This window comes from Helicobacter pylori, from assembly GCF_014498195.1.
GTDB lineage: Bacteria > Campylobacterota > Campylobacteria > Campylobacterales > Helicobacteraceae > Helicobacter > Helicobacter pylori_DO.
The window spans coordinates 36,095-62,173 of the sequence record NZ_JACTGH010000009.1; the positions used below are offsets into that span (position 1 = coordinate 36,095).

Here is a 26,079-nt window from a genome sequence, read left to right on the forward strand (position 1 = left end):
TTTTATGCTAAACTATTTTGAGTTTTAGCCGATATGACTTCATACAGAGATTAAACCAATCATAAATAGTAAGGTTGATTCCATCTCGCTCTGTAATAGGTTTGAAACCATGCATCTAAGATTGACTCCTATCTTGTAAGTGCCATACTGCAAGTTCCCATAATAAAAACTTCTAAAAATAAAAACCTACAGAGCGAGATGGAATCAACCTTTTTATGGTTACAAATGATAGCCAGTCTTAAACAACCAATACAAGCCCTATAATATCATTAATCGCTATTCAAAATCACAGATATTTTAATACAGCGTTCAACTTTTGAAAACAAGATCCTACCCACCAACCTTTTTAAAAACAAATTTTTATACCATATCACAAGCTTTCGTGTTAGAATGCGTTGAATGGATTTTAGGAGTGTAAAAATGCAAGTTTCACAATATCTGTATCAAAATGCACAATCTATTTGGGGGGATTGTATTTCCCATCCGTTTGTTCAAGGCATAGGGCATGGGACTTTAGAAAGAGATAAATTTCGTTTTTATATCATTCAGGATTATTTGTTTCTTTTAGAATACGCTAAGGTGTTTGCTTTAGGCGTAGTAAAAGCTTATGATGAAATTGTGATGAGAGAGTTTTCTAACGCTATACAAGATATTTTGAATAACGAGATGAGTATCCATAACCATTACATTAGAGAACTTCAAATCGCTCAAAAAGAATTGCAAAGCGCGTGCCCCACTCTAGCGAATAAATCCTATACAAGCTACATGCTCGCTGAAGGGATTAAGGGCTCTATTAAAGAAGTTACGGCGGCTGTTTTGGCTTGTGGCTGGAGCTATTTAGTGATCGCGCAAAATTTAAGCCAAATCCCCAACGCTTTAGAGCATGCCTTTTATGGGCATTGGGTTAAGGGCTATAGTTCCAAAGAATTTCAAGCGTGCGTAAATTGGAATATTAATTTGCTTGATTCCCTCACCCTCGCTTCTTCAAAACAAGAAATTGAAAAATTAAAGGAGATTTTTATCACTACAAGCGAATACGAATATCTGTTTTGGGATATGGCGTATCAAAGTTGAATAAAAGTTTTTGTGCTGTTAGAAAAACGCAAGAGAAGAAGATATCTATCTCTTGCAAAACGATTACTGAGCGTAAGCTTCTAGTTTGAGCTCAATCTTTACCTCATCTCCAACGACAGCATCGCTAAAGGTTTTACCGATACCAAAATCCTTGCGGTTGATTTTGCCTTCAGCTTGTAGCACCATGAATTCTTTTTTGTTCATGGGGTTTTGTAAGGGGGCTTGGATTTTGGCTTCCAATACGACAGGCTTAGTTACGCCATGAAGGGTCAAATCCCCATGGATTTTACCATCTTCGTATTTGGTCATTTTAAAGCTCCCTTTGGGGTATTTCATGGCATCAAAAAACTCTGCTGTTTTTAGGTGGTCATCTCTTTTTTTGTTCCTAGTGTTAATGCTTTTAATATCAATTTTGCCTTCAAAAACATTGAGAGCCTTGGTATTAGGATCGGCATCAATTTTGCCATCAAAACTATCAAACACGCCTCTTGTTTCATTGAATTTGAAGTGTTTGACCTCAAACCACACGCTAGAGTTTGCCTTATCAATCGTATAAGGTTTTGCAAACGCCAAACTAACGCCCAAAAGGGTGAACATTAACGCTTTTTTCATTGTTTCCTCGCTTCATTTTGAATTAAAAACGCCAACTATACAACAAATTGGTTAATGGTAAAACACTCCTAATCGTCTGTTTTAAGGTATAATACAAAAAATCCCCATCAGGTAGGTGTTGTTATGATAAAAAAGACCCTTGCATCAGTTTTATTAGGATTGAGTTTGATGAGTTTGTTAGACGCTAAAGAGTGCGTTTCGCCGATAACAAGAAGCGTTAAGTATCATCAGCAAAGCGCTGAGATTAGAGCCTTGCAATTGCAAAGTTACAAAATGGCGAAAATGGCGCTAGACAATAACCTCAAGCTCGTTAAAGACAAAAAGCCAGCCGTCATCTTGGATTTAGATGAAACCGTCTTAAACACTTTTAATTATGCGGGCTATTTAGTCAAAAATTGTATTAAATACACCCCAGAAACTTGGGATAAATTTGAAAAAGAAGGCTCTCTTACGCTCATTCCTGGAGCGCTAGACTTTTTAGAATACGCTAATTCTAAGGGCGTTAAGATTTTTTACATTTCTAACCGCACGCAAAAAAATAAGGCATTCACCTTAAAAACGCTCAAAAGTTTTAAACTCCCCCAAGTGAGCGAAGAATCCGTTTTATTAAAAGAAAAAGGCAAGCCTAAAGCCGTTAGGCGAGAATTAGTCGCTAAGGATTATGCGATTGTTTTACAAGTGGGCGACACTTTGCATGATTTTGACGCACTTTTTGCTAAAGACGCTAAAAACAGCCAAGAACAACGAGCTAAAGTCTTGCAAAACGCTCAAAAATTCGGCACAGAGTGGATCATTTTACCCAATTCTCTCTATGGCACATGGGAAGATGAGCCTATAAAAGCATGGCAGAATAAAAAATAAAATTTATCCATCGCATAAGAACGATTTTTGCTAACATGACAAAAAATTTGATCTCTTAGGCGGAGTCATGGATTTTGTAGGGTTTGAAGATTTAAAATGTAAAGATAAAGAAAACTCTCAAAAAGTTTTTGTGATCCGTAACGACAAGTTAGGCGATTTTATTTTAGCCATACCCGCTTTAATCGCTCTAAAGCAAGCTTTTTTAGAAAAAGGCAAGGAAGTGTATTTGGGTGTGGTTGTGCCTAGCTATACCACCCCAATAGCCTTAGAATTCCCTTTCATTGATGAAGTCATTATAGAAGACAACCATTTGAGCACCACTCTCAAAAGCAAATCCATTGACGCTCTTATCTTTTTATTTTCCAATTTTAAAAACGCTAAACTTGCTTTTAGTTTGAGGAAATTTATCCCTTACATCCTAGCACCAAAGACTAAAATCTATTCTTGGTTCTATAAAAAGAGCGTGCGCCAAAACCGCTCTTTATGCTTAAAAACCGAATACGAATACAATTTGGACTTAATCCATGCGTTTTGTAAAGACTATGATCTCCCTAACGCTCAAATCAAAAAAATCGCATGGAAACTTAAAGACAAATCCAAAGAGCGATCCCTCATCGCTTCAAAACTCAACGCTGATGTTGGTTTGTTGTGGATTGGCGTGCATATGCATAGCGGAGGCAGTTCGCCCGTATTGCCTGCTTCACACTTTATCAAACTGATTGATTGTTTACACAACAATTTAAGTTGTGAGATCATTCTTATTTGCGGGCCAGGCGAGAGGAAAGCCACAGAAGAACTCCTTAAAGAAGTCCCTTTCGCCCATCTTTATGATACGAGCCATAGTTTAGTGGATTTAGCCAAATTGTGCGCGAATTTGTCCGTCTATATTGGGAACGCTTCAGGCCCTTTGCATGTGAACGCTTTATTTGACAACCAATCTATCGGGTTTTACCCTAACGAACTTACTGCTTCTATTGTCCGATGGCGGCCTTTCAATGAGCGATTTTTGGGCATCACCCCGCCTAATGGCTCAAACGATATGGGTTTGATTGACATTGAAAAAGAGGGTGAAAAGATTGTGGGTTTTATCAATTACCGCAAGATGTAGCTTTGATAAGAGACTTTTTGCTATAATCATGCTTTCGCTTATTCTTAATGTTTGCGTGGATTTTACACTATTGAACGCTAAAAATAGGAGCTGTTTTTGAAATCTTTACTCTCTTTGTTTTTAAAATCAAAATTATCTTATCTTTATTATTACCCTTATATAGCTTTCGTTTTGATGGTTGCAACCATTGCAAAAATTCCTCTTATTCAAAAGATTCCTGTTATTAGAAGGTTCTTTAATAGTCGTTATTCCTTCCAAAAAGACAGCCTTATTCGCATCCAAAACCAACTAGACAGATTGCTCACTCTTACAAAGCCTACTCCTCCACCCATTCGTAAAAAAACCTTATGTTTTATCCGCTTGGACATTATTGGAGATTATATACTCTATCGCAATTTTTTACCTCTTTTTAAAAAATATTTTGAAGATTATGAAACCACCTTTATTGGAAACGCTACTATCAAGGATATGGCAACCCATTGCGATTCTCAATATATAGATAAGTTTATCTTTTTAGATAATATTTACTGGGAAAAATACTTGCGGATTGGCACTAATGGCTCACGCCTTTCAAAATTAAAAGAATTGTTATTTTTTCTCCCAAAATTCATGAGAAAACGCTACGAAGATGTTTCTAATTTGAGAAAAGAAAGCTACGAGATATGCATTAATAGTTCTATGTTTTATTTTTCAACTAAAGAAGACGCTATTATAAAGCACTTGATTGCCGAAAATAAAGTGGGGGTTTTTTGCACCCACCCAATAGAATCTTTCTTTAGGACCGATTATAGAAAGAGAGGGGAAATTAGAAAAAACTTTTACACGCATTTGTTCTATCCTAAAGAAGTGCCCCAATTTCTCTATGATTCAAATCAAGATTTTTTTCAGTCTTTTTTTAAGCATTTTAAAGGCGTGGATATAGGGTTTGTTGGACTTGAATTAAAACTCTCCATCGCTTTTGAATATGAAAAGTTTAAGAATATTCTAAAACCACCTTATGGCGTGTTGAATCTCGGAGCTAGCGATGATTTTAGAGTGTATAAGCGCTTTGATGAGATGATCTATTTTTTAAATCCTGACTACCAACTCATTCTTTGCGGAAACTCTAAAGAAGATGAAAAGCTTGCCAATTCCATTCTAAAACGCCACAAAAATGCCATTTCTCTAATCAATCAAACCGGTTTGATAGAATACCTTTATCTTTTAAAGAACGCTAGTTTTGCGATGGGCAATGAGTCTTCCATCACGCATTTGAGCGCTTGTTTGAAGATCCCTCATGCGTTCATAGTCTCTTCAGGTCTCTCAAGCCCAAGATTCCACCCCTACCCAAAGGAAATTGGCCCTAATATCCACATGATCTATCCAAGGGATTTTCAAAAAATAATTTCTAGGTCTAGCAACTGGATGTTCAAAGCCATGACTATGCCGCACCCGCCAGTGGATTCTGTGAACCCGCAAGATATTATTAGCGCCATTAAATGTTTTGCACCTCATCTCTTGAAAGAAGATGCGCCATCTAATACCAACGAAACAACCTATTTTGAACGAGTTTGATTGCGTTACAAGTTTTTAGAGGATAACTTTAGCATTTAAATGGAGTAAATGGTTGATTTATGGGTGGTTTTTGCTATTCTAAACGATACAACAAAAACGCATAACTCCCCGATCCATTCACATGCAAATCGCAAAGCATGCTCGTTACGAAAACATTAGAAATGGGGCTTACTTTAGAGCCTCTATCGCAAACTAGAGCGAGATTAGACAAGGCAGAATAAAGGGAAGACTGAACCCCCACCTCCGGAAGAGATGTTGAGATCGCTCGCTTCTTTGCTGATGAATGCGGCATCAAAGTTAAGGCTGGCTTTGGCTTGGTGCGATAAGATAAGGGCGACATTGGTATTAAATGGGGGGGGGTGATAACTTTGTAGCGAGTATTATTTGGAAACAATTTAAACACGCTAGAAAAAATGGGCGTGGATATTAAAGAGACTTTAGAAAATTTATGGGGGGTTGGAGTGGAGTTTTTCAATGAAAAAATGGTGAAATTTAAAGGGAATGATAAAGAAGTAGAGATTTTAAAAGCCTTAAAAGAAGCGCTCATTTGGTAAGGAAAAGCAAATCTTTACGACACTAAAAGCGATAATTTTCGTGTTATAATCAGTTGGATACATTTGATAGCAATTGCGTGTTTGAAAGGTGGTTATGGAGTCAGTCAAACAAAATTTTATTGAAAAACTTAAGGTTTTTTGCAACAGAATTAACTGACCATGTTACAACTCAACTGGGAGATTGGAAAATTAAAGGATTTATTGATACAGATAAAAATATTTATACAATTTCATCAGATACTAAAATTATTTCAAAAATTCTTGAAATCCAACTTTTCCCTAGGTTTAAAACATTTGCTAAGAAAAATGGGTATGAAATCATTATTGCTGAAAAACAAAATTGGTATCCTGATCTATCTTTTGTGTGCGAGGAAAATCCAAACATAAAGTTTGCTGTAGATATAAAAACAACTTATCGATTAGATGATTGTTTGGGTTTTTGTAATGGTTTTACATTGGGTTCGCATGGTGAATATTTTAGGAATCGCACTAGTGCAAAAAATATCCAATTCCCCTATTCGCATTATTTGGCTCATATTTGTTTGGGTATTTTATACACATGATCTGCCTCTAGCGGTATAGATGAAACAGAAATTTTACAATTAGAAAAGTTGGATAACATTACTTCTGTTATCAAAGATTTTACATTTTTTGCTGAAGAGAAATGGAAAATCGCTAGCGATAAGGGCGGAAGTGGTAATACGGCTAACATTGGCAGTATTCAATATATTGATGATATTTTGCAAGGGAATGGTGTGTTTAAAAATCTTGGCGAACAAATTTTTGATGAATATTGGATCAATCAAGGCGTGTTAATGATACCTGATTTAAAGAATCAAGGTAGTTTTAAAAAACTGACAAAATTAGTTGATTTCCTTGAATTTAAAGGAATTGATATTCAAAAAATCAATCCTGTCAAAAATAGGAGCAAATCTTAATGATGAAAACACTGATCCCACCCATAAAATCCCAAGGCATTAAGACGAAATTAGTAGATTGGATTAAAGGGATTTCAAAAAAGGTTGCATTTGAGCGTTGGGTTGAGCCGTTTATGGGGACAGGCGTTGTGGCTTTTAATATCCAGCCTAAAAGAGCGTTGTTGTGCGATAGCAATCCGCATTTAATCCGTTTCTATCAAGCCATTCAAGATGAAAAGATCACCCCAAAGATTGTGAGGGAATTTCTCAACGAAGAAGGTTTGAAATTATTGCAAAGCAATGGAGAATATTATTATGAAGTGAGGGAACGATTCAATAAAGATTGTGATCCTCTTGATTTTCTATTCTTAAATCGTGCGTGTTTTAATGGCATGATACGCTTCAATCAAAAAGGGAAATTCAATGTGCCGTTTTGTAAAAAACCGCAGCGTTTTGCCCAAAGCTTGGTTACTAAGATTGTCAATCAAGTAGAAAATACAGCAAAAATGATTAAAAGCAATCATTATGAATTCAAGTGTCAAGATTTCCAACAAACTATTTTAGAAACGAACAAAAGCGATTTGATTTATGCTGATCCCCCTTATATTGGAAGAAATGCAGATTATTTTGATTGCTGGAATGAAGAAAATGAAGTTGCATTGCAACAAGTGTTGTCAAAATCCAAGTGTAATTTCATTCTTTCTACATGGTTTAGCAATAAATATCGTAAAAATGATTATATTTTTTCTATTTGGAAAAGTTACCCTATCGTAACTAAAGAGCATTTTTATCATGTTGGAGCTAAAGAAAATAATCGCAATATGATTTATGAAGCATTACTATTCAATATACAGATGAGCGATACAGATTTAAATGGGGGCATTAAAGACGCATTGATGCACAGATTAGAGATTAGTGCTCTATAACATGCATGCTAAACTTCTAATAAGGCAATCATCGTTATAATACTTTCTCATGTTTTTTAAGGAGCGTTATAATGAAAACGAACGAAACGCAATTTTATTTGGAACAGACCTAATTACATAATTACAATCTCTATTTACACCCCTTATCTAGTCAGCCACCCTAAAAGCAAGGATGGAAAACGGCGTTAGAATAATAGATGGCGTTGTTTGGACTGCTTCACACTTCTTCTATGAAGCAATCTTTATCAATATCATCAGGAGTGTTCTCTTTTAATAAATGTGGGGCGTGCTCTTTGATGCTTGCTATCACAGCGCTAGGCTTTATCGTATTCACATCTCGTTGTTCCCAAATTTTCTTTGATTCTCTAAGATTTGCAAATTCGGTGGGATAAATCACATGATGGGTAGTGCAAAGCGTTCTAGGATAAGGGTGAAAGGTTGCATAAGAACTGCCATTGCTTAAAATAAAGATGTAAGGCACTTTAAGAGCCGCTGCAAAATGAGCGATACTTGATTCATTTCCTAATGTAAATTCAGCACCCTTAATGATATAGGCGTATTCCAATAAGCTAGTTTTCCCTACTAACGATATGGCATTTTTATGAGCTTTTACCAATTTAGCAGCTTCTTTTGCTTCTGTGGGCGTCGTCCCGCAAATCACTAGCTGAATGTCTTCATTCAAATAACGCACAATCCTATTAAAATACCTATAACACCTAAAAAAATCGCTTGATCCCAAATTCAACACGCCATAGCGAGAACTCAAACCATTGAGTAAATTTTGCGAACTTTCTTTGAGAACTGAAGATGGTGGCAATTCCATGCCAAAAGATACAGGAGCTAAATCCACTCCTTTAAAAGTTTTGAAAAAAGCAGAAAATAAGTCTTGATGGAATTCAAATAAGAATTTGCTCACCTTAGGGATATTGAAAAGATGGGTGTAAAAATGACTGATTTTCCCATCGCTAACATAGACATAATGATGGCCCCTATCCACAAAAGGTTCATGCCTTACGCTAACCTTAAAAGAAGCGTCTAAGTGTTTCATCACTATATCATCTCTTAAAATGTCACCCCAAGGCAAAATGGGGCTAATGGCAATCTCGTAATGCGTTTTTTTAAGCATCAACAATTCATTGTAACGCTTAATAAAAAATTTGAGCAAATAACGCAAGAATTTAAAAGTATGTTGCTTGCCGTGAGCGTATTGATTATATCCATTCCAAATTGAATGATCTAAGAAAATAAATTCATCAACATAAGGGCTATCGGCAACCACACTCAAACCTTTGATGATTGAATTGCCAATAAAAACAATCTTATAATCTTTGTAATGCTCTTTGAAAGGGGCAAAAAAATTGCGGGTTAAAAGATAATCGCCCACCACATCCAATCTCACAATGCACAAGGCTTTTTCTGTGGCGTTTTGGCGTTTAATGGGGGTGATAGAAAGCAGCTTGTCAATTAGGCGTTGCGTTATTTTAAAGAGCCTTAAAGACCAATCAGAAGTCTTTTGGTTAAAATAAGCGTATAACAGCACAATAGGTAATAGTAGTATGCAAATATATATATATATATATATATAGTAGTTTCAAAATAAATATCATAAAATCATCAAACCTAAAAAAAAATTTATCTTTTAGTATAACATGTTTTTTGTCCGTCTATATCGGGAACGCTTCAGGCCCTTTGCATGTGAACGCTTTGTTTGACAACCAATCTATTGGGTTTTATCCTAACGAACTCAGCGCTTCTATTGCCAGATGGCGGCCTTTCAATGAGCGTTTTTTAGGCATCACCCCGCCTAATGGCTCAAACGATATGGGTTTGATTGACATCAAAAAAGAAAGCGAGAATATTATTGAATTTATCGCACCCAATCTTTCTTGCCACACGCAAGAAAGATAACGACAATAAGCACCACACAAGCAACCTTAACAATACTCAAAAGTTTAATCTGATTAAAGTGGTTTTTCGCATTCCTAATTAAAATTTCTAATTTCCTCATAAATTGAACCTTGAGGGATTCAATTTGAATTTAAGCTAGATTAGCTCTCGCACCAACTAGGCTAATAAGATTTTGCGTTCATTTATCTATTTCTTGTAAAATACGAGTTTATTTTTAGCGTAAAGAAATTAATGATCAGTCTCATAGAAAAAGCCCCTTACATTCCCTATCCCCTAGCTCTTTATGAAAAATTAGAGCAACAGCACACCTTGCTTTTTGAAAGCGCTGAGATTGAGAGCAAAGCGCACACCAAATCCCTTTTAATGGCTAAAGCCTGTTTGAAGCTGATTTGCAACCACAATATCGTAACTATCACTAGCCTAACGCCTAATGGCGGGGCGTTTTTGCAAAAATTGAGCGCGTTTTTTAAAACGCCTATACAAGACAATGCCCTAATTTTAACCTACACCAAAAACAAAAAAACGCAAGATGAGTTTTTAAAACTCTTTGAGCCTAGCCCTTTTGACGCTTTAAGGGGGCTTTTTAAAAGCGTTAAAACAAAACCCAAACACCCCTTTACGCTTTTAAGCGCGGGCGTTTTTTCTTTTGAAATGCTCAATTTTTTTGAAGACTTGCCCCACTTAAAAGCACAAGACAACACAGCGCATGACTTTATTTTTTTCGTTGCGCAAAATTTGATCATCATAGACCATAAAGAAAAAAGCGCTGAAATCTTGGGGGCGTGTTTTGATGAACGCTTTAAAACAGAGATAGCTAAAGAGTTGCAGGATTTAAAAGAGTTGGCTAAAAACATTAAAAGCGATTTTATCCCTAAAAAAGCTAAGCAAAGCACAGGAGTTAGTGCTAATTGCGATGATAGCGAGTTTGAAAAAAGGGTGCTATCCTTACAAGAAGAAATCAAAAAGGGCGAGATCTTCCAGGCGGTGTTGTCGCGCAGCTTTTATATGGAGTGCTTGGAGGGTTTGAGCGCGTATTATCATTTAAAACTCTCTAACCCTAGCCCTTATATGTTCTATATCAAAGACAGCGATTTTATCCTTTTTGGGGCAAGCCCTGAGAGCGCTTTAAAATACAACGCCTTAACCAACACGGCTGAAATTTATCCCATTGCTGGCACTCGTTTAAGAGGTAAGGACAAACAAGGGAATATTGATTATGATTTGGATAGTAAAATGGAGTTTGATTTGCAACACGACTATAAAGAAAGGGCTGAACACATCATGCTAGTGGATTTAGCCAGAAACGACATGGCCAGAGTTTCAAAAAAACGCTATTGCGACAAGCTTTTAAAAGTGGATAAATATTCCAATGTCATGCATTTAGTCTCAAGGGTTGTGGGGGAATTGAAAAAAGGGTGCGATAGTTTGCATGCTTACAGGAGCTTTATGAACGCCGGCACGCTTAGCGGGGCGCCTAAAATCTCTGCGATCAAGCTCATTTACCAATTAGAAAAGCAAAGGAGAGGCTCTTATGGGGGGAGCGTGGGGTATTTAAACAGCGAGGGTTCTATGGATTCTTGCATCACTATCCGTTCATGTTTTGTCAAAAACAATAGGGCCGTGATCCAAGCGGGAGCCGGTATCGTGTTAGACAGCGTGCCGCAAAATGAAGCGAATGAAACAAGAGCCAAAGCGCAAGCCCTTATTGATGCGATCAGGAAAACAAGCTTATGAAAATCTTTTTTATAGATAATTTTGATTCTTTCTCTTATAACTTGGTGTATGAATTAGAGTGTTTGGGTTATGAAGTGGCCGTTTATCAAAACGATATTGATCCGAGTTATCTTATGGATTTGATGCATAAAGAATCAAAAACCCCCTTATTGTTCATCTCACCCGGGCCTGGTAACCCTAATAGTTCAGGCAATCTTTTAAAAATCATTACAATGGCTAAAAAGAAATTCCCTATTTTAGGGGTTTGTTTAGGCTTGCAAGCTTTAGCACAAAGCTATGGGGCTAAAATCATAAGGAGCAAAGAAATCGTGCATGGCAAAGCGACCACTATCGCGCTCAAAAAGCATGCCGTTTTTAAAGGTTTAGGGGAGAGCATGGTGGTGGGGCGTTACCATTCTTTAATGGCAAGCGGGTTGCCTAAAAATTTAGAAGTGATCGCTGAGCATGACAATATTCCTATGGCTATTGTCAATGAAGAAGATAAAATCTTAGCCTATCAATTCCACCCTGAAAGCATCATGACTTTACAAGGGAGAGCGTTGTTAGAGCAAAGCGTGGGGTTTTTGAGAGGGTTATCATGAAAGATATTTTAAACACCCTTTATCATCAAAAAGACTTAAACGATAAAGAAGTCCAAAAGTTATTCACCCTCATTATCAACGAAAAAGTAAGCCCAGCTCAACTTGGGGCCATTTTATGCGCTTTAAAAATCAAGGGCGAAAGTTTTAAGGAGATTAGCGTCGCTGCAACCACGCTTTTAGAGCATGCCCCTAAGCCTTTTAACAGCGGCTTGGATTTAATAGACAATTGCGGCACAGGAGGCGATGGGTTAAAAACGATCAACATCAGCACGATTGCCGCGCTCATTGCCAGCTCTATGGGGTTATCTATGGCCAAACACGGATCAAGGAGCGTTTCCAGTCATAGCGGGAGTGCGGATTTGTTAGAAAATTTAGGCGTGAATATTGAAATGAACCCCACGCAATTAGAGAATTGCTTCAAACAAACGCGTTTTGGGTTTCTATTCGCGCCTTTATACCATCAAAGTTTTAAAAAATCCGCCCCTTTAAGAAAAGAGCTTTTCACTAAAACGATTTTTAATTGCTTAGGGCCTTTAATCAACCCCTTAAGGCCAAAAATCCAGCTTTTAGGCGTGTATGACAAATCCTTGTGCAAGACCATGGCGCTAGCGTTAAAGGCTTTAGGCGTTAAAAGGGCGATGGTAATTAATGGAGGGGGGACAGATGAAATCGTGTTGCATGACATTACACATGCGTGTGAATTGAAAAATAACAAAATTTTAGAGTATGACTTGAGCGCTAAAGATTTTGATTTGCCCCCCTATGATTTGAAAGAATTGCAGATTGAAAACGCACAAGAAAGCGTTCAAGCGTGTTTAGATATTTTAGAAAATAAAGGCAAAAATTCGCACACGATGGTGGTTGCGGCGAATGTGGCGAGTTTGTTGTATTTAAGCCATAAAGCTAAAGATTTAAAAGAGGGTGTGAGCATGACTTTAGAGCATTTAAAAACCAAAGCGCCTTATACGCATTTGCAAAAAATCATAAGGCTAAGCCATGCCTAGCGTGTTAGAAAACATCCTTAAAGACAAGCTCCTAGAAGTCTCTGATCTCAAAAAAAATCACGCTTTACCGATAAACATAACCCCAAGCGACAGGGATTTTAAAAAAGCGTTATTGGAAAAAAAGACCAGCTTTATTTTAGAATGCAAAAAAGCATCGCCCTCTAAAGGTTTAATAAGAAAAGATTTTGATCTGTTGGAAATAACCAAGACTTATGAAAAATTCGCCTCTTGTATTTCAGTTTTAGCCGATTCTAAACATTTTTTAGGCTCTTATGAAAACATTAAAATTGTCTCGCAGCATTCCACCAAGCCTATTTTGTGTAAAGATTTTATCATTGACGCTTTTCAGATCAAACTCGCTAGAATGATGGGAGCTGATGCGGTGCTTTTAATGTTAAGCGCGTTAGATGATAAAAATTATTTAGAGCTTTTCAACCTCGCCAAATCCTTAAACATGAGCGTGTTAACTGAAGTTTCCAACCAGCAAGAAATTGAGCGCTTGCTCAAACTCCAATACGACATTATAGGCATCAATAACAGGGATTTACACACCTTAAAAACCGATATTAACCACACGCTGGAATTACGCCCCCTTTTGCCTAAAGACGCGCTCGTGGTGAGCGAGTCCGGTATTTATTCGCATGCGCAAATCAAAGCCCTAGCCCCTTATGTGAATGGCTTTTTAGTGGGTAGCTCTTTAATGGCACAAAAAGATTTGAAAAAAGCATGCATTAAATTGATTTTAGGCGAAAATAAAGTGTGCGGGCTTACAAGGATTAAAGACGCTAAAGCCGTTTATAAAAACCATTTCATTTATGGGGGTTTGATTTTTGAAAAATCTTCGCCCAGATACATCAAGCCTAAAGAAGCCCTAAAAATCACAAAAGCGGTTAAAAAATTGGATTTTGTGGGCGTGTTTGTGAAAGATGGCATTAAAAAAATTCAAAAAATCGCTAAAAAGCTTGATTTAAAAGCGGTGCAGCTTTATGGCTATTCGCAAAAAGAAATCGCTCAATTAAAAAAATCGCTCCCTAAAACTTGTGCGATCTGGCAAGTAGTGAGCGTGGTGAACGCTAAAGATTTAGTGCCTAAAACTAAAGAGGCCTCTCTAATCTTATACGACACTAAAGGGGATAAAATGGGAGGCAATGGCGTGAGTTTTGATTGGGAAATTTTAGAAAATGTCAAAACGCCTTTCATGCTAGCTGGTGGGCTTAATTTGGATAATATTCAAAAAGCCTTGAAAATTAAAGCGTTGGGTTTGGATTTCAATTCCGGTTTAGAAATAAGCCCCGGGATTAAAAATAAGGATAAAATCAAGCGATTAGCCCGAATTTTAAGAGAGTATTAAATGAATAAAAAAGCGTATTTTGGGGAGTTTGGAGGGAGTTTTGTTTCAGAATTGTTAGTGCCTGCATTAAGAGAGTTAGAACAGGCGTTTGATGCGTGTTTAAAAGATGAAAAATTCCAAAAAGAATATTTTCGTCTTTTAAAAGATTTTGTGGGCCGTCCTAGCCCCTTAACCCTGTGTCAAAATATCGTTTCTAACCCTAAAGTTAAGCTTTATCTCAAACGAGAGGATTTAATCCATGGCGGGGCGCATAAGACTAATCAGGCTTTAGGGCAAGCCCTTTTAGCGAAAAAAATGGGGAAAACAAGGATTATTGCTGAAACAGGCGCTGGGCAGCATGGCGTGGCGACGGCTATCGCTTGCGCGTTATTGGGTTTGAAATGCGTGATTTTTATGGGATCTAAAGACATCAAGCGCCAGGAAATGAATGTTTTTAGAATGCGCTTATTAGGCGCTGAAGTGAGAGAGGTTAATTCAGGGAGCGCGACGCTTAAAGACGCTGTGAATGAAGCCTTAAGAGATTGGGTGAGCAGTTACAAGGACACGCATTATTTGCTAGGCACAGCCGCCGGGCCACACCCTTACCCTACAATGGTTAAAACCTTTCAAAAAATGATAGGCGATGAGGTTAAAAGCCAAATTTTAGAAAAAGAAAACCGCTTGCCTGATTACATTATCGCATGCGTTGGAGGGGGGTCTAACGCTATAGGGATATTCAGCGCGTTTTTAAACGATCAAGAGGTCAAACTCATAGGCGTAGAGCCAGCCGGTTTAGGGCTAGAAACCAATAAGCATGGGGCGACTTTGAATAAGGGGCGTGTGGGGATTTTGCATGGGAATAAAACCTATCTTTTACAAGATGATGAAGGCCAGATTGCAGAAAGCCATAGCATTAGCGCCGGGCTTGATTATCCAGGAGTGGGGCCAGAACACAGCTATTTAAAAGAGATTGGGCGCGCGGTTTATGAAAGCGCAAGCGATGCTGAAGCGCTAGAAGCCTTCAGGTTGTTATGCCAAAAAGAAGGCATTATCCCGGCATTAGAGAGTTCGCATGCCTTAGCGTATGCCTTAAAGCTCGCTCAAAAATGCGAAGAAGAAAGCATTATTGTAGTGAATTTAAGCGGTCGGGGGGATAAGGATTTAAGCACCGTTTATAACGCTTTAAAAGGAGGTTTAAAATGAGGTATCAAAACATGTTTGAAACCTTAAAAAAACACGAAAAAATGGCGTTTATCCCGTTTGTAACCTTGGGCGATCCTAATTATGAATGGAGTTTTGAAATCATTAAAACCCTAATTATTAGCGGGGTGAGCGCTTTAGAATTGGGTTTTGCTTTCTCAGACCCTGTAGCGGATGGCGTTATTATACAAGCGAGCCATTTAAGGGCGTTAAAACACGCTAGCATGGCTAAAAATTTCCAGCTTTTAAGAAAGATTAGAGGCTACAACCATGATATTCCCATAGGGCTTTTAGCGTATGCGAATCTCATTTTTTCTTATGGCGTGGATAGCTTTTACGCTCAAATCAAAGAATGCGGCGTGGATAGCGTTTTAATAGCGGATATGCCCCTAATAGAAAAAGAATTAGTCATCAAATCCGCTCAAAAACACCAAATCAAACAAATCTTTATCGCCAGCCCTAATGCGAGCAGTAGAGATTTAGAACAAGCCGCTATGCATTCGCAAGGCTATATCTACACTTTAGCCAGGAGTGGGGTTACAGGGATAAGCCATGCTCTAGAGAACGATGCAAGCACGATCATCAAAACCTTAAAAGCCTTTAGCCCCACCCCGGCCTTACTGGGCTTTGGCATTTCTAAAAAAGAACACATCACAAACGCTAAAGGCATGGGCGCTGATGGCGTGATTTGCGGTTCAGCGTTAGTCAAAATCATAGAAGAAAATTTAAACAATGAAAACGCCATGCTAGAAAAAATTAAAGGGTTTATAGGAGAAATGATTTTTTAAGGCTTTTAGGTTTTGTTGCGTCAAAAAATTAAAGATCACGGATTAACAATTATCAAGCTTTTTTGCATGTGCGTTATTATGGCGTTAGTGCAGAAAATACCGCCATAAGCCTAACAACAAAATATAAAGGCAACCTTGTAGTGTGGTTGATAGCGGTTTAAAATCGTAGGCATTTTGATAATAAAAAAGGCTGATTTTCATATACTAAGCCGTAAGCGACTATGGTCTTTTTAGGGTGTTAGAAACCCCTTTTACCTTGCCCAGTTTTAAAGGGGAACAAATCTCGCTTTTTAGCTTGGATCTTAAAGCCCAATTCACTTCCAAAAATCTCAAATACCCCTTAAAAAACTTGCGTTTAAAAACGCTCTTTTCTGGCTCGCTCAATGAAGCCACAGATAGTTTTTTTAGCCTTAGCTCTGAACCTAAATCGGTAGTGTTGGTGTATCAAAAGTTCTTATGAGCGGATTTTGTTAGACAGGATCAAACAGATAGCATGGCTGTATGACAATAAGAGATTTTGTGGTTAGTTAGGGAGCCACTATTATTTGTGCTAAAATCTTTATAAGCCTTTACCCTATTGTTGCGTCAAAAAATTAAAGATTATAGACTAACAATCATCATCAGGTTTTATTGCATGCGCGTTATTATGGCGTTAGCGTAGGAAATACTGCCATAAGCCTAACAACAATATAAAAGTAGCCTTGTAGTGTGGTTGATAGCGGCTAAAATCGCAGGTATTTTGATAATAAAAAAGGTTTCATACATACCAAGCCATAAGCTTTTTATAATGCTTTTAAAAAGAACTATTGATTACTCAGTCCTTTTCGTCTTCGGGTTCTATGTCTATTATGTTATTGTCATGGTTGATTGTTTTTAAAGCATTTACGATTTCATCCATCTTTTCTTTTGCTTCAAGTGCCTTTTTATATCCTTCAGCCGCTTGTTTATATCCTTCTTTTTCTTCTTGAGCTATACTCCATAATGCTTTAAAGATTGGTTGCATTTCAGCTTTTTTGCTTGCTTCTAAAAGACCTCCGTGTTCCTTTTTCATTTCGTGAGTGAGATGAGAAGCGTTTTTGTTGTTATTTTTGTTGTTATCCATTAAAATCCTTTACGATTAATTTAATACTTTTCATTATAATAGGCTTAGGCTTAGCTTAAGTAGCGTTCAATTTTTGGATAACTAGGGGGCTTACTCACAAATCTTTTTAGAAAGACATGGCTGTTAGCTTTAAGTTATTTTGATCTTTTTTAAAACTTAAAGCGTTTATTAAGCCAAATAAGGCTTGATTGGTATTGACTGGTTTAGAGCCTTATTTCTCTAGCAAATTGAGTAACGCCCTTTTATATTCTAACGCCGTTATTTCATCCTTGCCTTCAAAGCGGCTGACTAAATAGGGGGTGGTGTTGCTTGCACGAATAAGCCCAAAACCATGTTCAAAAACCACCCTCACGCCATCAATGCTGATGATTTCTTTGATTGTAGGGAAATGACTTGGCGGGTTTTTAAGCGCTTTTTGCAGGTTATGAATGATTTCAAATTTTTCTTCTTCGCTCACGGCGATTTTTTCTTCAGGCGTGGTGTAGGAATAGGGGAGGTTTTTAATGGTGTTTTCCAAATCGCTTGGGGCTTGTTCAAGCAATAACTCCAAAGCCCTTAAGCATGCATAAAGAGCGTCATCATAGCCAAAATAGCGCTCTTTAAAAAAGATATGCCCGCTCATTTCAGCCGCAAAATGCGCATGGGTTTCTTTGAGTTTGATTTTTAGATTGCTATGCCCGGTTTTATACATGAGCGTCTTACCAAAGGTATTAATCGTGTTATACATCACTTGAGAGCATTTGACTTCGCCAATCACAAAGGGGGTGATGCCTTGAGCATGCAAGCGTTTAGCGAATAAAATCGCTAATTCATCGCCCGCATAAACATGATGAGAGCTTATCATCGCAATCCTATCCGCATCGCCATCAAAAGCAAAGCCTATAGAAATAGCGTTTTCTTGCATGTGTTTTTCTAAATCTTTTAAGTTTTTCGCTTCGCTAGGGTCTGGGTGGTGGTTAGGGAAATTCCCATCAGGATCGCTATAAAGGCTGCTAAAATCAATGTTTAAAGCCTTTAAAATAGGCTCTAATCCTAACGCTCCCACGCCATTACCAAAATCCAGGGCGATTTTGTATTTAAGGTTTTTTAAATGCTTAAAATCCTTGATCAAATAGCGCTGATACGCTTCTAGGGCATTGGCTTTCTCTGGTGTTTCTTTTAGGGGGTTTATTTCATGCTTGGCGTTTAAAAGCGTGTCTTTTAAAGCTTGAATGTCTTTGCCATAAAACGGGTTTTGATTGAGCGTGATTTTAAAGCCGTTGTATTCTTTGGGGTTGTGAGAGCCAGTGATCATGATAGAATTAGGGCATTTAATGCCATTGATTTCATTAAAGGCTGCAAAATACGCTACCGGTGTGGGGATTAGCCCTAAATCATACACTTTCAAGCCGCTTGATTGCAGTCCCGCGCTCAAAGCTTCAAACAAAAAACGCCCATGCACCCTTGCGTCATGCCCTACAAACACGCTTTTATCGCATGCTCGCATGATTTTCCCCAACTCCACGCCGATACTAAACGCACTCTTTTCATCTAAAGTGGTGGGGTAAATGCCTCTAATATCGTATTCTCTAAAAATGCTAATGTCCATGTTATGACTCCTTGTTTTTGAATAAATTTAAACCCTGTTCGCATAAATTTTGCCATGCGTTTGTTTGATCTTTTTGTTTTAACTGAACGCATTTTTCTAAACTGGCTCTAGATTTTGCTTTTTGATGGGTTAGATCTAATAAGCTGGATTGCAAGTATAGGGCTTTTTGGTGATCTTCTAAAGAAAGCTTGCGGTTTAAAAGTTTGTCTAGCGTTTCTAACGCTTTTAAATAGTCTTTAGTGGTTCTGTAAGCGTCAATAAGGGCAAATTCGCTAAAGGGCGTGTAAGAATAGTCCTTGTAAGCGTCTTGGAGTTTGAGTAAGCTTGTGGCATAAATTTTGACGCTTTTAGGGTCTTTTTCATTCTCTAGCAATTTAAAATAAACCAACGCCATGCGTTTATCGTCTTTGAAATGCTTTTCTAAAAATGCATACAAATTAAGGGCCAATTCTCTTTCATTGTTTTGCATGTAATCTGAAAATAAAACAAAAGCAATATCATAAAATTCTTTTTTATTCAAGCTTTGAGCGAGAGTTAAAGCGTCTTTAGAGGCCAGAGTGGAATTTTTAAAATCCCCTAAGCGGTAGTAATTGCGCCCCAAACGATAAAGCCATATTAATTTTTCGCTAGGGGTTTTAGCCGCTTTTAAAGCGTTTAGGGCAATAATTTGCGCTTTTTCTTTGAGCGATGCGAAATACAAGCAATCAAAGGCTTGGATTTCTTCTTGGAGGTTAAATTCAAAGGCTGTGATTTGGGATAAGTATTTTAAGGCTTCTTCGCAACGATTATCCTCTAATGGGGTTTTAGCAAGAATATTGAGCGTTTTTTGGATCAAGGGAGAATCTTTAGGCAAATTTTTTTGCATGCCTAAAACTTCAGCATAGCGCTTATTGTCAAACAAGAGTTGGGCTTTCAATTCTAAAGCCTTTAGGGCTTCATTAGAATTAGGGAAATTTTGAATGATTTTATCATAATGGGCGATTTTTTCTTGCGTGTTCCCTTCCATTGAAAAAAGGGCTTTTTCATCGCGCGCTCTAACGACAGAAGCCCGCTCCAATTCCGCATGGTCTTGCAAATATTGCAGATTATAAAGGTGGGCGTTTTTAAAATCCTTGATCCTTGCATACAACGCCCCTAAATCATAGAGCGCTTGCTCTTTAGCTTTCAAGTCATCGTCTTGATTGAGGAGCAAGTGAGCGATCTCAATCGCGCTTTCATTCATCTGGTTTTTTTTCAATAACTTGAGCAAGTCTAGGGCTGATTCGCTGTGTTGAGAAAGATAATCAGGGTTGGATTGGACTACCTTATCAATGAGGTATTTAGCGTTATTAAAGTTTTGATAGTTTATCTCTGCTTCAGCCCAATTAAGGGCGATTTCACTCGCACTCTCTTTGTCTTTGGCGTTAGAAAAAGCTTCTTTAAAAAGCATGTTAGCGCTGCTCAAATCAGAGCCTTCAGCCGCTTCAATGGCTAAACGCATTTTGGCTAAAGGAGCGTAGCGGGAGTTTTTGTATTCTAAAAGGATTCGTTTGTAATAGCGCACAGCTTGTTTGTAGTTATTGTTTTCATCTAAAGCTTTGGCGACATAGTATAGTGCTTCAGGGATATTAGGATCAGTGGGGTAATTTTTAATCCATTGGGTGCCAATATCTATGAGTAAGGATTTTTTAATGCCTAATTTACCTAATGCGATAATTTCCAATAAATACAAGTCTTTTTTAAAAATCGTTTGAGGGTAATTTTTAAACGCGCGACTGATCGTGCGTAAGGCGTCAAAATAGGCTTGCGAATTGATTTGTTTTTTAGCCTCTAAATAAGCGTTTAAGTCATAGCCCTTTGTGGTGAGTAGGGGTTTGTTATTCACATCCAGCTCTTGAATGATAGGGGTTTGAGCGTCTTTAATGATAATGGGGAAATTCAAGCCTTTTTGAGCGTTGTCTTTTTCGCTCAAAAAAGGGATTTTTTGATCATAGCCTATGATTTGCCACATTTTAGCTTTAGCGTCGTTTTCCACAAAAAGGGGGATCGCTTTTTTATAATCCCTATCAAAAGAAAAAAGGGTGAGCCTTCGCATCACTTTGGGTTTGATGTGTAAAATGAATTGTTGTTGGCGCATGGAATAGGTGATATTGAAAAAAGCGTTTTCTAAAGGGGTAAAACCCTCCTTAGGGATAGAGTCTATCACGCATTCTATGGGGCGTTTAGCGTGTATAATGGATAGAGAGGCTTCAATCCCGCTCGGCGGTTTTTCATTGGTATAAAAACAAGAAAACGCCTTATTGTGTCGTAAGGTTAAAACAGAAAAATCTTCCCCCCCTTCCTTGCCTTGCGTGAGCGTGAGGCTTAAGGCGTTGAGCGAATGGGAGAGCAAGCCCATTAAAAGAAAGATTTTTGACTTAAGCCACAAACTCTAAAAGCCCTCGCATCATAAAAACAGAGAACAAGCACGCTAACGCCATGGCAATAATGACCGCATAAATGGGCATGGTAGCGTTTTGGGTGTAAATATCGTTTTGAGCGTAGCTTTGTAAGGGCTTATTGAAAAACATCGCCACGAGCCAACGGAAATAATAAAACGCAGCCACCGCGCTATTGACTAACATCACCACCGCTAAAAGAATGTGATTGCTCTCTAAAGCACTTTCAACGGCTAAAAATTTCCCCCAAAACACGCTAAAAGGCGGGATCCCTGCAAGCCCAAAAACAAAAATAGCGCCCAAGATCGCCACTAAAGGGTGGGTTTTGATAAGGCCGTTGAATTTAGAATAGGGGTGATCGTAGCGTTCATCCCATGTTTTTTCCCGACTTTTTAAGAGCCATAAAAGACCAAAAGCCCCAATGTAAGTGAATGCGAACATGAGCCAATAAACAAACATCGCTTGTTGGCTATCTTCAGTGTGGATAAACACGCATGCTAAAGCGAACCCAGAATGCGAAATGGAGCTGTAAGCGAGCATCCTTTTGACATCTTCTTGCCATAAAGCAATGAAATTAGGGATGGTGATAGTCATAAGAATCAAAACATAAAAAATGTCTTCTACCCAAGCGATGCGAGTGTCTATAAACGCCCCAAAAAGGCGAGTCGCTACCACAAAGCCAGCGATTTTAGGCACAATGGAAATATAGCTTGCAAAGACTGGGTTATTGCCCTCATACACATCAGGCATCCAGGTATGGAAAGGCACTAAAGAAACCTTAAAGCCAATCGCTCCAATCAAAAAAATAGCACCCATCGCAAAGAGCATGGGGTTTGTAACGCCCTCAGTGTGCAAGTATAGGGTAATGACTTCAAGATTCAAGCTCCCTGTAAGCAAGTAAAAAGCCATAGCCCCCATAGCAAAAAACGCGCTCGCCATTGCCCCCATAGTGAAATACTTGATCCCTGCTTCTAAGCCGTAGCGTTTGTCGCTCAACGCCATTAACACGCAAAGGGGTAAGGACGCTGTCTCTAACCCAATAAGGATTAACAACAAATGGTTGCTTGAAACCATAAACTGAAAGCCAGCGACAATAAACAAGTATAAGGAATAAAACTCAGCGGTCTGAAATTCGTTGAAGCGTTCTTTTGAAAGGGCTAAGAAAATGAGCAAAAAGGCTGAAATCAAGACAATGCTTTGAGAGATGAGCGAGAGAGTATCCAAGCTCAAAAACCCAAAAAAGGCGTTTTCTTGCTCTTCTAACCCTAAAACCACCAAAAAATCCAAAACCAAAAAGAGCATGCATAAAAACACATTCAAATTGCGTGAAAACCTGGAAGTGAAAGCGTTGATTAAGAGCGTGAAAATCCCCCCACACACCAACACCAGCATGGGTAAAATGCTCTCAAAATTAAAGCTGTCAAAAGAGATATGGAGACTATCTATTAACATAAGAGACCTCTTTTATCTTAGTATCCAATGAACCTAAAAAGGGGAGCGAGCGGATTTCTATCACCTCTAAAAGCTGTTTAGAGCCTTGCTCAATCGGTTTTAAAAGGATTTTAGGATAAATCCCTAAAATCAAAATCAAAGCTAAAATCACGCTTAAAACCCCTACCTCACGAGCGTTCAAATCTTCAAACACGCTGATTTGATTGTTCCCGGCTTTCAAATTACCAAAGAAAACATCTTTATATGAAGTGAGCATGTAAATCGCTGACAGAATGATGCTTGTCCCGGCAATGATAGCCAAAAGAGGGTAAGTGGCAAAAAACCCTAACAAGCTTAAAAACTCTCCCACAAAACCAATGCTTAAAGGCATGCCCACGTTCGCCATTAAAACGATCATAAAAAAGGCTGCAAAAATAGGAGCGTTTTTAGCGATGGATCCAAAGCGAGCGATTTCTAAACTGCTGGCGCGTTCTTCCAAGATACCAGCGAGCAAAAATAACCCCATGACGATAACACCATGCGCAAACATCATAAACACCGCCCCTGAAACCCCCTCAACATTGAAAGAAAAAACCCCAAGCACCACGACTCCCATGTGCGAGAACGAGCTATAAGCGATGAGGGTTTTTAAATCTTTTTGAGCGTAGGCTAGAAAACCTCCATAAATGATCATGCACAGCGCTACAATGGCTATAGGGGTTAAATAAATTTCTGAAAGCTCAGGAAAAAGCGGGAGCAAGAAGCGTAATAAGGCGTAAGTCCCCATTTTAGAAAGCAAGGCTGAAAGCATGACAGAGCCTAAAGTAGGGGCGTTAGAATACGCATAAGGCAACCATGTGTGTAAGGGAAAGAGCGGGATTTTAACCGCAATCCCTATTAAGAAAGCCACAAAGAGCCAGGTTTTAATCTCGCTAGAAAAGTTCAATTGATACCAGTCTAAAATATCAAAACTCATCATGCCGTAATTATTGGCGTAGTCATACCCAATGTATAAAATGCCTAAAAGCATGCACAACGACGCTAAAAAGGTGTAGAGGAAAAACTTCATGCCAGAATAGATCTTATTATTACGGCCAAAACGACCGATGAGGTATAAAACCGGCAAGAGCGAGATTTCCCAAAAAGCGTAGAAAAAGATCACATTAAGAGAAGAAAACACGCCCATTAAGATCCCTTCTAGCAATAAAAGACAAATCGCAAAGTCTTTACGACGCTCTTTGACATAAATCACGGACAATAACACCACAATAGCGTTTAAAAGCAACAAAAAGAGCGCGATGCCATCAACGCCCACATGGTAATTCACGCCAATTTGATAAGCTAATTCTTTTATTTCTTCAAACTGCATGCCTGCTGTTTGAATATCAAACCCATGCCACAACAACAAGACCAATAACAACTCAATCAAAGCAATGACGATCGCATACGCCCTGCTCGCTTGATCGCTCATAAAGAACGCTAATAGCGCGCTCAGCATGGGGAAAAAGATCACCACACTTAAAAGATGCGCATGTAAAAACTGCATTTCTTATCTCCCAAAAAAAGCTACAAACGCTAACAAGATTAAAACCCCAGCCACCATGAAGCGCAGCATGGAAGTTAAATTCCCATCTTGACTGATTCTAAACACACGCCCTATAACAAAAACGCTTCTTCCTATGGTATCCACTATCGCATCAATGATCCTTAATTCCACGACCTGGTGCAAGAATGAAGCGATGGCGCTAAAAACTTTTGCAATCCCTTGATAGAGTTGCGGGATATAGTATTGGTTGAGCAAGAGCTTGTATAAAAAGCCCCCCTCTTTTTTGGAAGTGATACCATTTTTATATTTAAATATGGCATAGGCGATGCTCAATAACACCACTATGGTGGTGATACTGATTAAAAGAGCGAGCGGGACGGGATACTCTCCAACGCTAGGGATCACTTGAGAGATAAAATGAAAAAACGGCTCTTCAAAAAACCCGGCAATGACCGCTAAAACCCCTAACGGCAGCATGCTTAAAAGCATGAAATTTTGAGCCTCATGGGGGTGGTTGATTTCGTGCTGTTTGGGCGCAAAAAACACAAGCATGATGAGCCTGAAGCTATAAAAAGCGGTAAAGATCGCCCCGATTAGAAGCGCAAACCATAAAATATGGTGGTGCATCCCAAAAGCCACTTCTAAAATTTTGTCTTTGGAGAAATAGCCCGCAAAGGGGTAGATCCCACACAAAGCCACTGACCCTATAATCATAAAGACAGCTGTGATTCGCATAGGCTTGTATAAAGCGCCCATTTTAGTAATATCCAAATTGTCTTCCATCGCATGCATGACATTCCCTGAGCCTAAGAAAAGGAGCGATTTGAAAAACGCATGCGTGAAGAGGTGGAAAAGCGCGATCGCATAAGCCCCAAGACCGGCCGCTACAAACATATAGCCTAATTGAGAAAGCGTGGAATAAGCCACAATGCGCTTTAAATCTTTATTGACTAAAGCCATGCTCGCTCCAAAAAGAGCCACAAACGCCCCTAAACATGCGATGAAATAACCCACTTCAAACACCGCGCTATACAAAGGATTGGCTCTAATGACCAGATACACCCCAGCGGTTACCATCGTCGCTGCATGGATGAGGGCGGATACGGGGGTTGGCCCCTCCATAGCGTTGGCTAACCATGTGTGCATAGGGAATTGCGCGCTCTTACCCATAGCGCCAATGAAAAGAAACACGCTGATGAAAAAGAGCATGGAATAATCGGCGTTATTGAGCATGCTAAAGACTTCTTTATACTGGAGGGTGCCAAAATTCCAAAAGATCAAAATAATCCCCATGAGCATGCCTAAATCCGTGATTCGATTCATCACAAAGGCTTCAATAGAAGCGTTATTGGCACTTGTCTTGTGATACCAAAAGCCAATGAGCAAGTAAGAGCATAGCCCCACCCCTTCCCAACCAATGAAAAGCCCTAAGAAATTATCGCTCAACACCAACACCAACATGGAAAACACAAAGCCGCTGAGGTAGGAAAAATAGCGGTTAAACCCTTTATCATGCTCCATATAGCCTATAGAATACACATGCACTAAGAAAGAAACTAAAGTGACCACGACAATCATGACCGCATTGATATTATCCAGCATGAGGGAAAAGCCGACTTTAAAATTCCCTACCACGATCCAGTCAAATAAATATTTTTCATAGCTTTGATGATGCCATGCTTGAATGAAAAGAACCACCGCACCAATGAAAGAAACCAGCACGCACAAAGAATTGAAAACGCCCACATGCAACGCTTTAGCTTTAGCCCCAAACAGCCCCGCATAAAGCGCACCGATTAAAGGCAAAAACAACACCACTGACAGCAAAGAAGAATACTGCATGC

The 26,079-nt window shown here is 38.7% G+C and carries 19 protein-coding genes and 5 pseudogenes; 15 read left to right on the forward strand and 9 right to left on the reverse strand.

Annotated elements, in window-relative coordinates:
• Positions 1 to 420: 420 nt before the first annotated feature.
• Positions 421 to 1,074: a thiaminase II gene (gene tenA / locus H7N67_RS05375; RefSeq protein ID WP_187939289.1), complete on the forward strand. Its 654-nt coding sequence runs from the start codon at positions 421 to 423 to the stop codon at positions 1,072 to 1,074.
• A gap of 63 nt (positions 1,075 to 1,137) precedes the next feature.
• Here tenA and H7N67_RS05380 read toward each other — a convergent pair whose 3' ends face one another.
• The gene (locus H7N67_RS05380) at positions 1,138 to 1,686 is read right to left on the reverse strand and encodes a YceI family protein (RefSeq protein ID WP_000709816.1); all 549 of its coding nucleotides are present in this window, start codon (positions 1,684 to 1,686) and stop codon (positions 1,138 to 1,140) included.
• A 123-nt stretch (positions 1,687 to 1,809) separates the two neighbouring features.
• On the opposite strand from H7N67_RS05380, the gene H7N67_RS05385 reads away from it, so the two are divergent.
• The 3 genes from H7N67_RS05385 to H7N67_RS05395 all read left to right on the forward strand — a co-directional run bounded on the left by H7N67_RS05385 (position 1,810) and on the right by H7N67_RS05395 (position 5,209).
• Positions 1,810 to 2,547: a 5'-nucleotidase, lipoprotein e(P4) family gene (locus H7N67_RS05385; protein ID WP_187939290.1), complete on the forward strand. Its 738-nt coding sequence runs from the start codon at positions 1,810 to 1,812 to the stop codon at positions 2,545 to 2,547.
• 67 nt (positions 2,548 to 2,614) lie between these two features.
• The gene (locus tag H7N67_RS05390; RefSeq protein WP_187939291.1) at positions 2,615 to 3,655 is read left to right on the forward strand and encodes a glycosyltransferase family 9 protein; all 1,041 of its coding nucleotides are present in this window, start codon (positions 2,615 to 2,617) and stop codon (positions 3,653 to 3,655) included.
• A gap of 96 nt (positions 3,656 to 3,751) precedes the next feature.
• The gene (locus H7N67_RS05395; protein WP_187939292.1) at positions 3,752 to 5,209 is read left to right on the forward strand and encodes a glycosyltransferase family 9 protein; all 1,458 of its coding nucleotides are present in this window, start codon (positions 3,752 to 3,754) and stop codon (positions 5,207 to 5,209) included.
• Positions 5,210 to 5,282: 73 nt separating this feature from the next.
• On the opposite strand, the pseudogene H7N67_RS05400 reads toward H7N67_RS05395, so the two are convergent.
• Positions 5,283 to 5,567: pseudogene (locus H7N67_RS05400) on the reverse strand (hypothetical protein); the annotation flags it as partial.
• Between the two features lie 34 nt (positions 5,568 to 5,601).
• Between H7N67_RS05400 and H7N67_RS05405 the strand changes: the two are divergent.
• The 3 genes and pseudogenes from H7N67_RS05405 to H7N67_RS05415 form a co-directional block, all read left to right on the forward strand.
• Positions 5,602 to 5,763: pseudogene (locus tag H7N67_RS05405) on the forward strand (site-specific DNA-methyltransferase); the annotation flags it as partial.
• A gap of 77 nt (positions 5,764 to 5,840) precedes the next feature.
• Positions 5,841 to 6,701, forward strand: a pseudogene (locus H7N67_RS05410) (EcoRV family type II restriction endonuclease).
• Positions 6,701 to 7,606, forward strand: coding sequence for a DNA adenine methylase (locus H7N67_RS05415; RefSeq protein WP_042636291.1), 906 nt, complete (start codon positions 6,701 to 6,703; stop codon positions 7,604 to 7,606). The pseudogene H7N67_RS05410 and the gene H7N67_RS05415 overlap by 1 nt, the downstream one beginning before the upstream one ends.
• Before the next feature lie 217 nt (positions 7,607 to 7,823).
• Here the strand turns inward: H7N67_RS05415 and H7N67_RS05420 are convergent, their stop codons facing one another.
• Complete coding sequence (locus H7N67_RS05420; RefSeq protein WP_187939318.1) at positions 7,824 to 9,086, reverse strand: glycosyltransferase family 9 protein; 1,263 nt, start codon at positions 9,084 to 9,086, stop codon at positions 7,824 to 7,826.
• Between the two features lie 176 nt (positions 9,087 to 9,262).
• Here H7N67_RS05420 and H7N67_RS05425 point away from each other — a divergent pair.
• From H7N67_RS05425 to H7N67_RS05460, 8 genes and pseudogenes are all read left to right on the forward strand, one after another.
• Positions 9,263 to 9,514 (forward strand): annotated as a pseudogene (locus tag H7N67_RS05425) (glycosyltransferase family 9 protein); the annotation flags it as partial.
• Between the two features lie 231 nt (positions 9,515 to 9,745).
• Positions 9,746 to 11,248: an anthranilate synthase component I gene (gene trpE / locus H7N67_RS05430; RefSeq protein ID WP_187939294.1), complete on the forward strand. Its 1,503-nt coding sequence runs from the start codon at positions 9,746 to 9,748 to the stop codon at positions 11,246 to 11,248.
• Positions 11,245 to 11,829 (forward strand): aminodeoxychorismate/anthranilate synthase component II, encoded by a 585-nt coding sequence (locus H7N67_RS05435; protein ID WP_187939295.1) that lies wholly within the window; start codon positions 11,245 to 11,247, stop codon positions 11,827 to 11,829. Before trpE ends, H7N67_RS05435 begins: the two co-directional genes overlap by 4 nt.
• Positions 11,826 to 12,833: an anthranilate phosphoribosyltransferase gene (gene trpD / locus H7N67_RS05440; protein ID WP_187939296.1), complete on the forward strand. Its 1,008-nt coding sequence runs from the start codon at positions 11,826 to 11,828 to the stop codon at positions 12,831 to 12,833. The genes H7N67_RS05435 and trpD overlap by 4 nt, the downstream gene beginning before the upstream one ends.
• On the forward strand, positions 12,826 to 14,184 hold the full coding sequence (trpCF, locus tag H7N67_RS05445) for a bifunctional indole-3-glycerol-phosphate synthase TrpC/phosphoribosylanthranilate isomerase TrpF (protein WP_187939297.1): 1,359 nt from the start codon (positions 12,826 to 12,828) through the stop codon (positions 14,182 to 14,184). Before trpD ends, trpCF begins: the two co-directional genes overlap by 8 nt.
• On the forward strand, positions 14,185 to 15,366 hold the full coding sequence (gene trpB, locus H7N67_RS05450; RefSeq protein WP_187939298.1) for a tryptophan synthase subunit beta: 1,182 nt from the start codon (positions 14,185 to 14,187) through the stop codon (positions 15,364 to 15,366).
• Positions 15,363 to 16,151, forward strand: a complete 789-nt coding sequence (gene trpA, locus H7N67_RS05455; RefSeq protein WP_187939299.1) for a tryptophan synthase subunit alpha — start codon at positions 15,363 to 15,365, stop codon at positions 16,149 to 16,151. The genes trpB and trpA overlap by 4 nt, the downstream gene beginning before the upstream one ends.
• A gap of 208 nt (positions 16,152 to 16,359) precedes the next feature.
• Positions 16,360 to 16,611: pseudogene (locus tag H7N67_RS05460) on the forward strand (hypothetical protein); the annotation flags it as partial.
• A 354-nt stretch (positions 16,612 to 16,965) separates the two neighbouring features.
• On the opposite strand, the gene H7N67_RS05465 reads toward H7N67_RS05460, so the two are convergent.
• From H7N67_RS05465 to nuoL, 6 genes are all read right to left on the reverse strand, one after another.
• Entirely contained in the window at positions 16,966 to 17,253 is a 288-nt protein-coding gene (locus H7N67_RS05465) for a hypothetical protein (protein WP_042636282.1), read from the reverse strand.
• Between the two features lie 211 nt (positions 17,254 to 17,464).
• Positions 17,465 to 18,841, reverse strand: coding sequence for a phosphomannomutase/phosphoglucomutase (locus tag H7N67_RS05470; RefSeq protein WP_187939300.1), 1,377 nt, complete (start codon positions 18,839 to 18,841; stop codon positions 17,465 to 17,467).
• 1 nt (position 18,842) lies between these two features.
• Complete coding sequence (locus tag H7N67_RS05475; protein ID WP_187939301.1) at positions 18,843 to 21,248, reverse strand: DUF7494 domain-containing protein; 2,406 nt, start codon at positions 21,246 to 21,248, stop codon at positions 18,843 to 18,845.
• Entirely contained in the window at positions 21,238 to 22,710 is a 1,473-nt protein-coding gene (nuoN, locus tag H7N67_RS05480; protein WP_187939302.1) for an NADH-quinone oxidoreductase subunit NuoN, read from the reverse strand. Before nuoN ends, H7N67_RS05475 begins: the two co-directional genes overlap by 11 nt.
• Positions 22,697 to 24,235, reverse strand: coding sequence for an NADH-quinone oxidoreductase subunit M (locus tag H7N67_RS05485; protein ID WP_187939303.1), 1,539 nt, complete (start codon positions 24,233 to 24,235; stop codon positions 22,697 to 22,699). Before H7N67_RS05485 ends, nuoN begins: the two co-directional genes overlap by 14 nt.
• A 3-nt stretch (positions 24,236 to 24,238) precedes the next feature.
• Positions 24,239 to 26,077, reverse strand: a complete 1,839-nt coding sequence (nuoL, locus tag H7N67_RS05490) for an NADH-quinone oxidoreductase subunit L (RefSeq protein ID WP_187939304.1) — start codon at positions 26,075 to 26,077, stop codon at positions 24,239 to 24,241.
• Positions 26,078 to 26,079: the final 2 nt, after the last annotated feature.